The organism is Micromonospora auratinigra, from assembly GCF_900089595.1.
Taxonomy (GTDB): Bacteria; Actinomycetota; Actinomycetes; order Mycobacteriales; family Micromonosporaceae; genus Micromonospora; species Micromonospora auratinigra.
The window spans coordinates 5,871,143-5,885,725 of record NZ_LT594323.1 but is presented as its reverse complement, the minus strand read 5'-3'; the positions used below and the strand labels follow the sequence as shown (position 1 = coordinate 5,885,725).

General features: G+C 74.1%; 9 protein-coding genes. 4 read left to right on the top strand and 5 right to left on the bottom strand.

Going from position 1 to position 14,583, the window contains the following annotated elements; translation table 11 throughout:
* Window positions 1–3 precede the first annotated feature (3 nt).
* The 4 genes from GA0070611_RS26845 to mfd all read right to left on the bottom strand — a co-directional run bounded on the left by GA0070611_RS26845 (window position 4) and on the right by mfd (window position 7,181).
* On the bottom strand, window positions 4–1,623 hold the full coding sequence (locus GA0070611_RS26845; RefSeq protein WP_091670293.1) for a DUF885 domain-containing protein: 1,620 nt from the start codon (window positions 1,621–1,623) through the stop codon (window positions 4–6).
* A gap of 58 nt (window positions 1,624–1,681) precedes the next feature.
* On the bottom strand, window positions 1,682–2,653 hold the full coding sequence (locus GA0070611_RS26840; RefSeq protein ID WP_091670290.1) for a nucleoside triphosphate pyrophosphohydrolase: 972 nt from the start codon (window positions 2,651–2,653) through the stop codon (window positions 1,682–1,684).
* A gap of 5 nt (window positions 2,654–2,658) precedes the next feature.
* A complete protein-coding gene (locus tag GA0070611_RS26835) occupies window positions 2,659–3,441 on the bottom strand; it encodes a hypothetical protein (RefSeq protein ID WP_091670286.1) in 783 nt (260 codons plus the stop codon).
* Window positions 3,442–3,530: 89 nt separating this feature from the next.
* On the bottom strand, window positions 3,531–7,181 hold the full coding sequence (gene mfd / locus GA0070611_RS26830) for a transcription-repair coupling factor (RefSeq protein WP_091670283.1): 3,651 nt from the start codon (window positions 7,179–7,181) through the stop codon (window positions 3,531–3,533).
* A gap of 132 nt (window positions 7,182–7,313) precedes the next feature.
* Here mfd and GA0070611_RS26825 point away from each other — a divergent pair, with 132 nt between their 5' ends.
* Both GA0070611_RS26825 and GA0070611_RS26820 read left to right on the top strand, forming a co-directional pair.
* Window positions 7,314–8,228: a helix-turn-helix domain-containing protein gene (locus GA0070611_RS26825; protein WP_091670280.1), complete on the top strand. Its 915-nt coding sequence runs from the start codon at window positions 7,314–7,316 to the stop codon at window positions 8,226–8,228.
* Between the two features lie 345 nt (window positions 8,229–8,573).
* Complete coding sequence (locus GA0070611_RS26820) at window positions 8,574–9,491, top strand: cyclase family protein (protein WP_091673492.1); 918 nt, start codon at window positions 8,574–8,576, stop codon at window positions 9,489–9,491.
* Between the two features lie 6 nt (window positions 9,492–9,497).
* On the opposite strand, the gene GA0070611_RS26815 is transcribed toward GA0070611_RS26820, so the two are convergent.
* Window positions 9,498–10,538 (bottom strand): S66 family peptidase, encoded by a 1,041-nt coding sequence (locus tag GA0070611_RS26815; RefSeq protein ID WP_091670277.1) that lies wholly within the window; start codon window positions 10,536–10,538, stop codon window positions 9,498–9,500.
* An 85-nt stretch (window positions 10,539–10,623) separates the two neighbouring features.
* Between GA0070611_RS26815 and GA0070611_RS26810 the strand changes: the two genes are divergently transcribed.
* Window positions 10,624–11,664, top strand: a complete 1,041-nt coding sequence (locus GA0070611_RS26810) for an ABC-2 transporter permease (RefSeq protein ID WP_091670274.1) — start codon at window positions 10,624–10,626, stop codon at window positions 11,662–11,664.
* A 125-nt stretch (window positions 11,665–11,789) separates the two neighbouring features.
* Complete coding sequence (ppc, locus tag GA0070611_RS26805) at window positions 11,790–14,576, top strand: phosphoenolpyruvate carboxylase (protein ID WP_091670272.1); 2,787 nt, start codon at window positions 11,790–11,792, stop codon at window positions 14,574–14,576.
* Window positions 14,577–14,583: the final 7 nt, after the last annotated feature.

The window sequence follows — 14,583 nt, the reverse complement described above, 5'->3', positions numbered from 1 at the left end:
ACCTCACACCCCGAGCAGGGTACGGAGGTGGCGCGGGGGCGGGCAGTCGTGCGCCAGCATCGCGTCGTGCCACTCGCGCACCGACACGCCCGCCGGGCGGGCCCGGGCGATGTCGGCCACCTCGCTGTAGCCGACGAAGTAGGTGGAGAGCTGGGTGGAGGTGAGCAACGCCCGCCGCCACTTGCCGGCCGCCTCGCCCTCCTCCTGGAAGCCCCGCCCGGTCATCAGCGCCATCGCCTCCGACTCGGGCAGCTCGTCGCAGTGCACGAGCTGGTCGAGCAGCGCGTTGATGGTCATCCGGAGCTGCATCTTGAGCTGCTGGAGACGCACCGGCAGGCCACCGAAACCGTGGCCGACCATCACCTCCTCGGCGTGCACCGCCCAGCCCTCGATGAACACCCCGGACTCGGTGACCGGGCGGACCCGGGTCGGGCCGGCGTACCGGCGGGCGTGGGCGAGCTGGAGGAAGTGGCCGGGCATCGCCTCGTGCACGGTCAGGTTCCGGATCATGTGGTTGTTGTACTCGCGGTAGAACGAGTCGACCCGCTGCGCCGGCCAGTCCGCCGGGGCCGGCGCGATGCAGTAGAAGGTCGGCAGGGCCGCCGTCTCCAACGGTCCGGGCGCGTCGCAGTACGCCACCGCCACCCCCCGGGCGAACTCCGGCATCTCCTGGATCACGCACGGGTCGTCGACCACACTCACCAGGTCGTGCGCGCGGACGAAGTCGGTGGCCTCGTCGAGCGTCACCGAGGCGAGGTCCACGATTGTGTGGTCGTCGGGGTGCTCGGCGGCCAGCAGGTCCAGCGCCCGGCGTACCGTCTCGTCGTCGGCCGGACCGCCGACCAGCTCGACGGCCGCCGCCCGGATCTCCTCGGTGACCCGCTCCAGGTTGGCCCAGGCGCGGCGCTGCACCTCGGCGGCGCTCAGCTCGGTGTCCAGGGTGTGCCAGAGCCGCGCCTCCCAGCGCCGCCGGCCCAACCGGGGATCCCGGCCCGGGCCGGCGTCGGCGGTCAGCCCCATCTTCAGCCAGGCCACGAACTCCTCGATCGCGGCGATCGCCGCGGTCGCCGCCGGCTCCACCCGGTCGGCCAGGCCGGGCGCCTCGGCCAGCAGGCCGGGCACCTCGTCCCGGATCAGCGCGGCGGTGCCGGCGAACTGCCCCACCGCCGTCTCGGCGTGGATCCGCGGCATGTCGCGCAGCGTGCCGCGCGCGGTCGCCAGGGCGTCCGGTACGGCGGCGAGCCGCCCGGCGAGACTGGTCAGCCGCACCTCGGCCGGGGCGAACGGGCGGGCCAGCAGGGCGTGCAGCAGCGGGCCCGGGTTGTGCCGCAGCGGGTCCCACTCGTGGGCGCGGATCTCACTGTTCTCGAAGAGCCCCCGGTCGACCAGGCTGCTCAGCAGCGCGTGGTCGACCCGTTCCTCGACGTCCAGCGCGTCCGGGTCGATCTCGGAGAGCGCGTCGGCCGCGTCCTTGAGCATCGCCTGGTCGGCGGCGAGGGCGTCGGCGGAGAGGTCGGGCAGCCGGTCGTCGTACCGGTGGTCCCCGGCGTACGTGGCCAGCCCGGGCCGGCTCTCCAGCAACGCCTCCACGATCCGCTCCGCGAGCGGCACAAAGGACTCCATCCCCCGACCCTACCGATCTCCCCCGCCCCGCCCCTCCCCCGAGCGGGCCGGGGCACTGTCAGGGGCGTTCGGCGGCGCGGACGGCGTCGGCGTACGCCAGGGCGGCGCGGCGCAGGGCGGCCTCGGGGTCGATGCCGGCCTCGCGCGCGGCGGCGACCGTGGCCAGCAGGCCCGCACCGAGGCGCGCCTCCGGGTCCACCTGGGAGTCGGCGAGCGGGGGCGGCACCGCCAGGCCGACCCGGCCGGCCCGGTCGAGGATCTTCGCCGCCAGCGCCAGGGCCGGCTGGCTCAACGCGATGCCGTCGAGCACCGACTCGCGGGTCTTCTCGGCCCGCTTGATCCGCTCCCAGTTCGCCTCGATCTCTTCCAGCGAGCCGGCCTCCTCGCCGGCGAAGACGTGCGGGTTGCGGCGGACCATCTTGTCGACCAGCCCACCGGCCACGTCGTCGACCGTCCAGCGCTTCCCCTCAGGCAGCTCCTCCGCGATGCGGGCGTGGATCAGCACCTGGAGCAGCACGTCGCCCAGCTCCTCGCGGAGCGCGTCGGTGTCGTCGGCGCTGATCGCGTCGTACACCTCGTAGCACTCCTCCAGCAGGAAGCCGGCGAGGCTGCGGTGGGTCTGCGCCCGCTTCCACGGATCACCGCCGGGCGAGGCGAGCCGGTCCATCACCTCGACCGCGTCGAGCAGCCGCGCGCCGGGCGGGTCCCAGGAGCCGTACATCAGCTCCAGCTCGGCCAGGCCCGGCTCGCGGGCCAGCCGCAGGCCCAGCTCCCGGGCCAGCGACTCGTCGCCGGTCGGCCCGGCCAGCCAGACCGCCGTACCGTGCGCGGCGGCCGCGTCCAGCAGCGCCTGCGTCGCGCCCGCCGGCACCACGGTGACCTCGGCGCCCGTCGTCCGGACCACCCGGGTCAGCTCGCTCTCCGCACCGGCCAGCACCGGGGCGGCGCGTACGACGTCCCAGGCGGCCGCGGTCAGCAGCCCGGCCGGCAGCCGGGGCGAGGTGACCAGCAGGACGATCCGGGCAGTCATGCCACTCAGGGCGCGGCCGGCGCGGCGGGCGCGCTGCTCTCCGGCACCTCAGGGGTCGAGATGTCGGTGACCGGGCCGTCCGCGTTGATGTAGGGCAGCGAGTAGAACAGCAGCGAGCGGCCGTCGCTGACCGCCGACGGCACGCCGATCTGCCCGAACTTCGGGTTGATCGAGGTGTCGACCTTCTCGGCCTCCGCCTGGAGCGCCGCGCTGAGCGCGGTGGCGGCACGCACGAAGCCGCCCTCGCCGAACGCCTCCTTGACCTGGGCGATCGACCAGCCGGCCGGGATCCGGCCGGTCTTCTCGATCGCGTGGTAGACGGCCATCAGCGACTTGTCGCTCAGCTCGGCCGGCGGCAGCTGCTGCTGGAGCGCGCCGGACATGTCCAGCCACTCGCCCCAGAGCTTCGCGTACTCGGCGGTCGGCGGCATCTGGAGCTCCTGCGCGAGCTGCTCCGGAGTGACCTTGTCCTCCACCTTGAGCTGCTTCTCGGCCACCACGCGCTTGCCCAGGTCGAGCGCCACGAGGAGGTTCAGCACGTCCTGCCGGGTCACCGGGGAGCGCAGCTGCTCCGGCGCCGGGGTGGCACCGGTCTGCGACGCCTGGCCACGCACCGCGTCGGCGTACTGCTGCTGGGCATCCTGGTAGATGTCGTCCACCCGGTCCACGGAGTACCGGTTGTCCCCCACGTACGCGGCGACGTCCGGGGCGGACCGGCCGCAGGCGGCGAGGGCGGGCACGGCGAGGGCCGCGACGCTGACGACGGCGATGAGACGGCGAGCACGCATGACGGTCACTCTCTCACGCCCGGTACGCGGCTGTGACGCCGCCCACCCGCTCACCGGGCACCCGCCCCGGCCGGCTGCGGCTCGCCGGGTCACCTTCCGCTCGCCACTGCGGGGCTGGCAGAACCGGCCAGCTCCTCGGGCTCGCCCAGCACATCGGAGAGCAACTGCCCGCACCACTCCAGCAGGGCCTGGTCGCGCAGCGGCTCGCCACCGATCCGGCGGGTGCTCGGCCGGGGCACGCTGACCTGGTCGAGCGCCTGCTTGTAGACCGAGTCCGGGTGGTAGCGCTTGAGCCGCAGCTGCTTCGAGTCGGGCAGCGGCAGCGGCGCGAACCGGATGTGCTTGCCCTGCATCGACACGTCGGTGAGGCCGTACCGGCGGGCCAGCAGCCGGAACCGGGCCACCGCGACCAGGTTCTGCACCGGCGCGGGCGGCTCGCCGTAGCGGTCCGTCATCTCGGCGACCACCTCGCGCAGCCGTTCCTCGTCGCGCGCCTCGGCGAGCTTGCGGTACATCTCCAGGCGCAGCCGCTCCACGGCGACGTAGTCGTGCGGCAGGTGCGCGTCGATCGGCAGGTCGACCTTGACCTCGGTCTCCTCCTCGGTGCTCTCGCCCTTGAACGCGGAGACCGCCTCGCCGACCATCCGGACGTACAGGTCGAAGCCGACGCCCTCGATGTGCCCGGACTGCTCACCGCCGAGCAGGTTGCCGGCGCCCCGGATCTCCAGGTCCTTCATCGCCACGTACATGCCGGCGCCCAGCTCGGTGTGCTGGGCGATGGTGGCCAGCCGCTCGTGCGCGTTCTCGGTGAGCGGCTTGTCCGCCGGGTAGAGGAAGTACGCGTACGCCCGCTCCCGGCCCCGGCCGACCCGGCCCCGGATCTGGTGCAGCTGGGCCAGGCCGAGCAGGTCGGCGCGCTCCACGATCAGCGTGTTGGCGTTCGGGATGTCGATGCCCGACTCCACGATCGTGGTGCAGACCAGGACGTCGAACTCCTTCTCCCAGAAGCCGACCATCACCCTCTCCAGCGCCTCCTCGCCCATCTGGCCGTGCGCCACCGCGACCCGCGCCTCGGGCACCAGCTCGCGGATCCGGCGGGCCGCCCTGTCGATCGACTCGACCCGGTTGTGCAGGTAGAACACCTGCCCGTCGCGGAGCAGCTCACGGTGGATCGAGGCGGCCACCTGCCGGTCGTCGTACGCCCCGACGAAGGTGAGCACCGGGTGCCGCTCCTCCGGCGGGGTGGCGATGGTGGACATCTCCCGGATGCCGGTGATCGCCATCTCCAGGGTGCGCGGGATCGGGGTGGCCGACATGGCCAGCACGTCGACCGAGGCGCGCAGCGTCTTCAGGTGCTCCTTGTGCTCGACGCCGAAGCGCTGCTCCTCGTCGATGATGACCAGGCCGAGCTGCTTGAACCGGGTGGACGCCGCAAGCAGCCGGTGGGTGCCGATGACGATGTCGACGGTGCCGTCGGCGACCATCTCCATCGTCCGCTCGGTCTCCTTCGGGGTCTGGAACCTCGACAGCTGCCGGATGCTGACCGGGAACTGGCTCATCCGCTCGGCGAAGGTGTTGTAGTGCTGCTGCACCAGCAGGGTGGTGGGCACCAGCACCGCCACCTGCTTGCCGTCCTGGACGGCCTTGAACGCGGCGCGGACCGCGATCTCGGTCTTGCCGTACCCGACGTCGCCGCAGATCAGCCGGTCCATCGGGACGGTCTGCTCCATGTCCCGCTTGACCTCTTCGATGGCGGCCAGCTGGTCGGGGGTCTCCTGCCAGGGGAAGGCGTCCTCCAGCTCCCGCTGCCACGGGGTGTCCGGGCCGAAGTTGTGCCCCTTGGACGCCTTGCGGGCGGCGTAGAGCTGGATCAGCTGCGCGGCGATCTCGCGGACCGCCTTGCGGGCCCGGGCCTTCGACTTCTGCCAGTCCGAGCCGCCCATCTTGTGCAGGGTGGGCGCCTCGCCGCCGACGTAGCGGGAGAGCTGGTCGAGCTGGTCGGTGGGGACGAAGAGCCGGTCGCCGGGCTGGCCGCGCTTGCTCGCCGCGTACTCGATGACCAGGTACTCCCGGCTGGCGCCGTTGACGGTGCGCTGCACCAGCTCGACGTACCGGCCGATGCCGTGCTGCTCGTGCACGACGAAGTCGCCGGCCTTGAGCTCCAGCGGGTCGATGGTGTTGCGCCGCCGGCTGGGCATCTTGCGCATGTCGCGGGTGGAGGTGCCCCGACCGCCGGTGACGTCGTTGCCGGTGAGCAGCACGAACCGCGACGCCTCGTCGACGAAGCCGGCGGTGAGGCAGCCGCAGGAGACCAGCACCTCACCGGGGGCGGGCGCGGTCGGCACCTCCTCGGTGAGCCGGGCGCCGAGGCCGGCGTCGCGGAGCACCTCGACGGCCCGCTGGGCGGGACCGTGCCCCTCGAAGACCAGCGCGATCGACCAGCCCTCGCCGGCCCAGCGCTTGAGGTCGTCGACCACCCGGGCGGTCTCGCCGTGGTAGAGCGGGGCGGGCTGGGCGGCCAGGCTCACCGCGATCGCGTCGTCGGGGGTCACGTCGACCTCGGTCGGCGCGTCCTCCCAGGGCTGCCGGGCGGGGGCGGCCTCGGCCTCCACCAGGCCGAACGGCGCGAGGGTCCACCACGGCCGGCGCAGGGCGCGGGCCGCCGCGCGTACCTCGGCCAGGGTCTTGAAGGCGGCGGCGCCGAGGTCCACCGGGGCCTGGCCACCGACGGCGGCCGCGGCCCAGCTGGCCTGGAGGAACTCCTCCGAGGTACGGACCAGGTCGTGCGCCCGGGTGCGGATCCGCTCCGGGTCGCAGAGCAGCACGTGGGTGCCGGCCGGCATGCAGTCCAGCAGCAGCTCCATCGAGCCCGCGCCGATCAGCGCCGGGGCCAGCGACTCCATCCCCTCCACGGGGATGCCCTCGGCGAGCTTGTCGAGGATCTCGGCCAGCTCGGGGTGCTCCTGGGCGAGCGCGGCGGCCCGCTCGCGCACCGAGGGGGTGAGCAGCAGCTCCCGGCAGGGCGGTGCCCAGAGCTGGGCGACGCCCTCGATGGTGCGCTGGTCGGCGACGGCGAAGGTGCGGATCTCCTCCACCTCGTCGCCCCAGAACTCGACCCGGGACGGGTGCTCGTCGGTGGGCGGGAAGACGTCCAGGATGCCGCCGCGCACCGCGTACTCGCCACGCTTGGTGACCAGGTCGACCCGGGCGTACGCCATGTCGGTGAGCCGGCGGGCGACCTCTTCCAGGTCGGCCTCGTCACCGGCGGCGAGCTGCACCGGCTCCAGGTCGCCGAGCCCCTTGAGCTGCGGCTGGAGCAGCGACCGGACGGGGGCCACGACCACCCGCAACGGCCCGGTGCGACCGTGCGCGTCGGCGGCGTCGGGATGGGCCAGCCGGCGCAGCACGGCCAGCCGCCGGCCGACGGTGTCCGAGCGGGGCGAGAGCCGCTCGTGCGGCAGCGTCTCCCAGGACGGGAAGACGGCCACCTGCTCGGGCGGCAGCAGGCTGCCCAGCGCGGAGGCCAGGTCGTCGGCCTCCCGGGTGGTGGCGGTGACGGCCAGCACCGGCCGCCCGGCGCCCTGCCCGTCGGCCGCCACCGCGGCGACGGCGAACGGGCGCAGCGCGGCGGGGGCGGTCAGGTCGAGGCCGTCGACCTGCGCGGCACCGGAGCGCGCCAGGTCACGCGCCCGGGCCAGCCCGGGGTCGGCCAGGGCGGCGGAGAAGAGTCCGGTGAGCATCAGCGATCACTTCCAGGAGGTCGGCGCACGGCGACGACCCCGCGTCCAGCCGGACGGGGGGTGCACCTGTCGAGACTATCCCGCGCCGGGGACAATCTCAGGTGTGCCGCGTACGCGCGGAAGGGGAGGAACATGCCGGAACGGGTCGGTGGTGATCCCCGGGCACGAACCACGCCCGGCCGCTGGCGGGTGCTCGGGATCAGCCCCGGCATGCTGCTCTACCAGGTGCGCTGCGTGGTGGAGGATCCCGGCTGGCACGGGCCGGTGCCGAACCTGGGGCACCGGGTCTACCTCGGCCGCTCGGGCGTCTCACTGCGCCGGCTCAACGGCGAGGTCAACGTGGTCGACGCCACCTCGGTCCTGCTCAGCCGTCCCGGCGACGAGATGTGGGCCGCCCACCCGCTGGGCGACGGCGACGTCTACACCTGCCTGGAACTGACTCCCGAACTGCTCGCCGAACGGCCGGACGCCGCCCGGTGGCTGGACCGGCGCGGCTGGGACGGCAGCGTCGACGAGCGGATCGACCTGGAGCACCGGATGCTGGTGGCCCGGGCCGCCGCCGGGCTGGACGGCTTCGAGTTCACCGAGCGGGTGCACCGGTTCCTGGGCCGGCTGCTGGCGGCCAGCCCGATCGGCGCGGGCGAGCCGGGGGCCGAGATCGAACGGGCCGTCGGCCGGCGGCCGGCGACCCTGGTCGCGCACCGGCGGCTGGCCGACCGGGCCCGGGAGGTGCTGGCGGCCTCCGACTTCCGGCTCGGGCTGACCGAGGTCGCCGCCCAGGTGGGCGCCTCGCCGCACCACCTGAGCCGGGTGTTCCAGCGGGTCACCGGGCAGAGCCTGACCGCGTACCGGAACCGGCTGCGGGTGCGCTCCCTGCTGGACGTGCTGGCCGACGCGGACGGGCCGCCGCTGGGCGAGGTGGCCGCCACGTACGGCTTCGCCGACCAGGCGCACCTGACCCGGGTGGTCCGGGAGCAGGTGGGGCACCCGCCGGCCCGGCTGCGCCGGCTGCTGAGCGCCGGCGACGCCGAGCCGGAGGCGGCCTGAGCCACGCCGTCGCGGAGGCGGCCTGAGGGGCACCGTCGCAGGACGCGGCCGGTGCGGGCCCGAGCCGCAGCGGCGGCCCGGCCGATCCGCGCAAGATTCTTCAAGACCGGACCGGCCGGCCCGGCCGAGGATGGATTCCGTCAGCCCGGCCCGGGCCGCCAGGGGAGACGGCGACCCGGCCAGGGACACGCGGGCCTTTTCGGGGAGGCCCGACGTCCCGCCGTCGGGTCTGCCGGCCGCCGGTCCCCGGCGTGCCCCGGAGGTGCCGTACTCCCCCCAGCACGGCACCTCCCCCGGCCCGAACGGATCTTGACCGGGGTGGGCGCGCGTGGTGCGCTGGACGGCATGACGGGGGAACGGGAACACCGCGCACAGTTCGACGCCGAGGTCCGCTTCGCCAATGGCGGCGGGCTGCGCACCGAGGGCTTCCGGCTGGACATTCCGGGCCGGGACATCAGCGACGAGGAGCTGGCCGCGCTCTTCGTCCGCCACCTCGGCCTGCTGATGGTCGCCGAGGTGCGGATCGCGCAGAAGACGATCGTCGAGGAGCCGCACAAGGGCGGCCGGGGCACCGCCGCCGCCGCGCCGGGCCCGGCCCGACGGCTGGTCGAGCTGAGCCACGTCGTCACCGACGGGATGGTGACCCTGCCCGGCTTCCCGCCGCCCCGGATCACCGACTGGCTGACCCGCGAGGACTCCCGGACCCGGTACGCGCCGGGCGTCGAGTTCCACATCGGCCGGATCGACCTGGTCGCCAACACCGGCACCTACCTGGACTCCCCGGCGCACCGCTGGGCCGACGGCGTCGACCTCAGCGGGGTGCCGCTGGACCGCATCGCCGACCTGCCCGGCCTGGTGGTCCGGGTGCCGGCCGGGGTCCGGGCCGTGGACCGGCTGCTGCTCGCCCCGTACGAGGTGGCCGGGCGGGCGGTGCTGCTGCACACCGGCTGGGACGCGCACTTCGGCACCGACTCCTACGCCGGCCCGGACGCGCCCTACCTGACCGGCGACGGCGCGGACTGGCTGGTCGAGGCGGGGGCGACCCTGGTCGGCATCGACTCGATCAACATCGACGACATGACCCCGGCGGCGGCCGGCGCGCGCCCCGCGCACAGCGCCCTGCTCGCCGCCGGCATCCCGATCGTGGAGCACCTGACCGGCCTCGGCGACCTGCCGCCCGACGGGTTCCGGTTCACCGCCGCCCCGCCCCGGGTCGCCGGCCTGGGCACCTTCCCGGTCCGGGCCTTCGCCCTCGTCGACTGAGCGGGGTCAGTAGCGCACCGCGATCCGGTGCGCGACCGCGTCCACCCGGATCTCGCCGCCGTACGGGACGATCAGCTGCGGGTCGGTGTGGCCCAGGTCGACGTCGAAGACCACCACCGGGTCGTCGACGTACGCCGCCAGCGCCTTGCGGATCGCCTCCCGCTGCGCCGCGCCCCAGGCCAGCCGTTCGGCCAGGGTGCGCTGCCGGTCGAAGTCCCACGCCTTGGGACGCCCCACCACGATCGCCGGGAAGCCGGCGAGCAGCCCCCGCTCCCCCAGGTTGCGCACGATCCGGAAGACCTCCTGCGCGCCGGGCAGCTCGTTGGAGGTCTCGAAGAAGAGCACCGAGCCGGCCAGTTCCGCGGCCGACGGCACCCGGTCGGTCGCCAGCAACCAGTGGATGATCTCCAGGCAGCCGCCCCAGGTGCGGCCCCGCACCACCCGTTGCGGCCCCTGCCAGCGCCATCCCTCGCCGGGGAACATCACCGGCTCGTCGGCCAGGGTCGTTGGGTCCCGCCAGTCGTTCGGCTCGTCCCCCCACTCGGCGGCCGGGGTCAGCTCGTACCAGTCCGAGGTGAAGAGGGCGGCGCGCAGCGAGTCGAAGGTGACCGGGTGCGGCCGGCCCGGACGGCCGAGGTGCACCAGCACCGACCCGCCGTGGTACGCCACGATCCCCAGCCGGTACAGGTGGTTGAGCACGTTGGTGTTGTCCGAGTAGCCGTAGTAGGGCTTCGGGTTGGCCCGGATCACCTCGTCGTCCAGGTACGGCGTGACGGCGATCAGGTCGTCCCCGCCGACCGTGGCCAGCACCGCGGTGATCGTCGGGTCGGCGAAGGCGGCGGTCAGGTCCCGGGCCCGGTCGCGCGGGTCGGCCCCGAGCTGCCGGGTGGTCGGGTACTCCACCGGCTCCAGCCCGAACTCCTCCCGCAGCCGGCGCAGACCCAGCTCGTGCACGTGCGGGAAGAGGGCGGGCAGGCCGGCGGAGGGCGAGACGACCGCGACGCGGTCGCCCGGCTTCGGCTTGGCCGGATACGCGGGGGACACCATGATCCGACGCTAGCGGGGCGGGCCAGCGAGTTCCGCCCCGGCGAAACCGCCCGAGCCGGACATCCGCCGGCCATAGGCTGGGCTGGTGGACGAGGAGCAGCGGGACCTGCGCGACTGGCTGCCCCGCACCGCCGCGCTGCTGGTCGGCACGCTCGCCCTGGCCACCGCCTTCATCGCCGCGTACGTCGGGGCGCTGCACCAGCCCACGCCCCGGGACGTACCGGTCGGGGTGGTTCTCGGCGACCAGCGCGCGCAGGCGGTGATGGCCGCCGTGCGCGGCCGTACCGACAAGATCAAACCGGTCGAGTACGACAACCCGGCGGCCGCCGACGACGGCCTGACCGCCCGCGAGGTGTACGGGGTGCTCACCAGTGGCCCGAACGACGGGCTGGCGCTCACCACCGCCAGCGCCTCCGCGCCGTCCGCCGCCGAACTGGTCACCCAGGTGCTCACCCAGGCCGCCCGGCAGGCCAACCTGCCCGTCCAGGTCCGCGACGAGGTGCCGGTGGAGTCGACCGACCCGCGCGGCCTGGTCCCCTTCTACCTGGCGGTCGGGTACGTGCTCGGCGGCTACCTGGCCTCCACCGCGCTGGGCCTGAAGACCGGCACCTCCCCGGGCAGCCTGCCCCGGGCCGGGCTGCGGGTGGCCGCGCTGGCGGTCTACTCGATCGTGCTGGGGATCGTCGGCGCCACAGTGGTCGGGCCGGTCCTCGACGTCTGGCACCACGACATACCGGCGGTCGCGGCCGTGGGCGCGCTGACGGTCTTCACCGCGGCGATGGTGGCCAGCGCGGTGCAGGCGTGGCTCGGGCTGCTCGGCACCGGCATCGTGATCCTGCTGCTGGTGGTGCTCGGCAATCCCGGCTCCGGCGGCATCTACGCGCCCGAGTTCCTGCCCGGCTGGCTGCGCGGCATGCACCGGTGGAACGTGCCCGGCCTGGCCACCGACCTGATCAAGTCGGCGGTCTACTTCGACCGCCGGTCGATCGGTTGGGCCCTCGGCGGGCTCGTGGTGTGGACCGTCGTCGCCCTTCTCGCGCTGGTCACCGCCACGATGTTCCGGGCCCACCGGCGTGCCGTCCGGGCGACCCGGGCCGCTCCGGCCGAGCCTCCGGTGGACGGGTAGCACCGGTCCGGCCGTCCCAGAGTGCAGATCATCACGGAATCCGGCTGCGCCCGTCCGGCCGGACGCGGATACGATCCAGGGAGTCGGACAGCGCTGTCCTTCGTACTCACGTAAGGAGCGCACCCGTGACCGACCAGCACGACCACGACGGCCCGGACGCCGCACTGCGGGCCGACATCCGCCGCCTCGGCACGCTGCTCGGGCAGACCCTCGCCCGGCAGGAGGGCCGCCCGCTGCTCGACCTGGTCGAGGAGATCCGCGCCCAGGTCCGCTCCGACGCCCCGGCCGCCGCGCAGCGGCTGGCCGGTCTCGACGTCACCACCGGCACCAAGCTGGCCCGGGCCTTCTCCACCTACTTCCACCTGGCCAACATCACCGAGCAGGTGCACCGGGCCCGCGACCTGCGCCGCCGCCGGGCGGTGCACGGCGGCTGGCTGGACCAGGCCGCCAAGATGATCGCCGAGCGCGGGGTACCGGCCGAGGAGATCGCCGCCGCCGCCCGCCGGCTCGCCGTCCGCCCGGTCTTCACCGCCCACCCCACCGAGGCGGCCCGCCGGTCGATCCTGTCCAAGCTGCGCGCCGTCGCCGACGAGCTGGACACCGAGACCGCCAACGCCATCCTGTACGGCGCCAGCGACGAGGGCCCGGCGAACCGCCGCCTCGCCGAGCTGCTGGACCTGATGTGGCAGACCGACGAGCTGCGGCTGGACCGGCCCGACCCGACCGACGAGGCCCGCAACGCCATCTACTACCTGCGCGACCTGTACGCCGAGGCCGCCCCGCAGGTCCTCGACGACCTCGCCGACACGCTGCGCACCCTCGGCGTGGAGACCTCGCCGACGTCCCGACCGCTGACCTTCGGCACCTGGATCGGCGGCGACCGGGACGGCAACCCGTTCGTCACCCCCACGGTCACCCGCGAGGTGCTGCGGATCCAGCACGAGCACGGCATCGCGGCCACCGAGAAGGCGATGGACGCCCTGATCAACGAGGTCTCGGTGTCCCGGCGGCTGCGCGCGGTCTCCCTCGACCTCTCCGCCAGCCTCGCCGCCGACCTGGACGCGCTGCCCGAGGTGGCGCCCCGGTTCCGCCGGGTCAACGCCGAGGAGCCCTACCGGCTCAAGGCCCGCTGCGTGAAGGCGAAGCTGGCCAACACCCGGGAGCGGCTGCGCGCCGGCACCGCCCACGTGCCGGGGCGCGACTACCGGGGCTCGGCCGAGCTGATCGCCGACCTGGAGCTGCTGCGCGCCTCGCTGGCCCGCAACTCCGGGCAGCTCACCGCCGTGGGGCGGCTGGCCTCGACGATCCGTACGGTCTCCGCCTTCGGCCTGCACCTGGCGACCATGGACGTCCGGGAGCACGCCGAGAAGCACCACGAGGTGCTCGACCAGCTCTACGCGGCGGTCGGTGAGGTCACCGACTACCCGTCGCTGAGCCGGCTGGAGCGCACCAAGCTGCTCGCCGACGAGCTGACCGGGCGGCGGCCCCTCTCCACCCAGGACAGCCCGCTCACCGAGAGCGCGCAGAAGACGTTCGACGTGTTCGCGACGATCCGGGACGCGCAGGACCGGTTCGGCGCCGAGGTGATCGAGTCGTACATCATCTCGATGACCCTGGGCGTGGACGACGTGCTCGCCGCGGTGGTGCTGGCCCGCGAGGCCGGCCTGGTCGACGTGCACAGCGGCCGGGCCCGGATCGGCATCGTGCCGCTGCTGGAGACCCCGGCCGAGCTGAACGCCGGTGGCGAACTGCTCGACGAGCTGCTCTCGCTGCCCGCGTACCGGGCGCTGGTCGCGGCCCGGGGCGACGTGCAGGAGGTGATGCTGGGCTACTCCGACTCCAACAAGGAGGCCGGCATCACCACCAGCCAGTGGTCCATCCACCGGGCCCAGCGCGCGCTGCGCGACGTGGCCGCCCGGCACGGCGTACACCTGCGGCTCTTCCACGGCCGGGGCGGCACGGTCGGTCGGGGCGGCGGCCCCACCCACGACGCGATCCTGGCCCAGCCGTACGGCACCCTCGACGGCGCGATCAAGGTGACCGAGCAGGGTGAGGTCATCTCCGACAAGTACACGCTGCCCGCGCTGGCCCGGGAGAACCTGGAGCTGACCGTGGCGGCGGTGCTCCAGGCGACGCTGCTGCACACCGCGCCCCGGCAGCCCGCCGAGATGCTGGAGCGCTGGGACGCGACGATGGACGTGGTCTCCGAGTCGGCGTTCCGGTCCTACCGGGGCCTGGTGGAGGACCCGGACCTGCCCGCCTACTTCTGGGCCTCCACCCCGACCGAGCTGCTCGGCGCGCTGAACATCGGCTCGCGGCCGGCGAAGCGGCCCAACACCGGCGCCGGCCTCTCCGGCCTGCGGGCCATCCCGTGGGTGTTCGGCTGGACCCAGACCCGGCAGATCGTGCCCGGCTGGTTCGGCGTCGGGTCCGGGCTGGCCGCCGCGCGGGCGGCCGGCCTGGAGGACGTGCTGGCCGAGATGAACCGCAACTGGCACTTCTTCCGCACGTTCCTGTCGAACGTCGAGATGATGCTGACCAAGACCGACCTGAGCATCGCCCGCCGGTACGTGGAGACGCTGGTCCCGAAGAAGCTGCACCCGATCTTCGAGAAGATCGAGCAGGAGTACGAGCTGACCAAGCAGGAGGTGCTGGCGATCACGGCCTCACCGGCCCTGCTGGACAACTCCCCGGTGCTCCAGCGCACCCTGGCGGTCCGGGACACCTACCTGGAGCCGCTGCACCACCTCCAGGTGGCGTTGCTGCGCCAGTACCGGGACTCCGGCGCCGCCGGCCGGGCGGTGGCCACCGCGCCGGGCGGCCGGCGCGCCCCCAACGACGGCACCGCCCTGGAGCGTGCCCTGCTCACCACCGTCAACGGCATCGCCGCCGGCATGCGCAACACCGGCTGACCGACCC

Coding starts and splice junctions, on each gene's coding strand:
- GA0070611_RS26845 (WP_091670293.1), bottom strand. CDS start 1,623: ATGGAGTCCTTTGTGCCGCTCGCGGAGCGGATCGTGGAGGCGTTGCTG.
- GA0070611_RS26840 (WP_091670290.1), bottom strand. CDS start 2,653: ATGACTGCCCGGATCGTCCTGCTGGTCACCTCGCCCCGGCTGCCGGCC.
- GA0070611_RS26835 (WP_091670286.1), bottom strand. CDS start 3,441: ATGCGTGCTCGCCGTCTCATCGCCGTCGTCAGCGTCGCGGCCCTCGCC.
- mfd (WP_091670283.1), bottom strand. CDS start 7,181: ATGCTCACCGGACTCTTCTCCGCCGCCCTGGCCGACCCCGGGCTGGCC.
- GA0070611_RS26825 (WP_091670280.1), top strand. CDS start 7,314: ATGCCGGAACGGGTCGGTGGTGATCCCCGGGCACGAACCACGCCCGGC.
- GA0070611_RS26820 (WP_091673492.1), top strand. CDS start 8,574: ATGACGGGGGAACGGGAACACCGCGCACAGTTCGACGCCGAGGTCCGC.
- GA0070611_RS26815 (WP_091670277.1), bottom strand. CDS start 10,538: ATGGTGTCCCCCGCGTATCCGGCCAAGCCGAAGCCGGGCGACCGCGTC.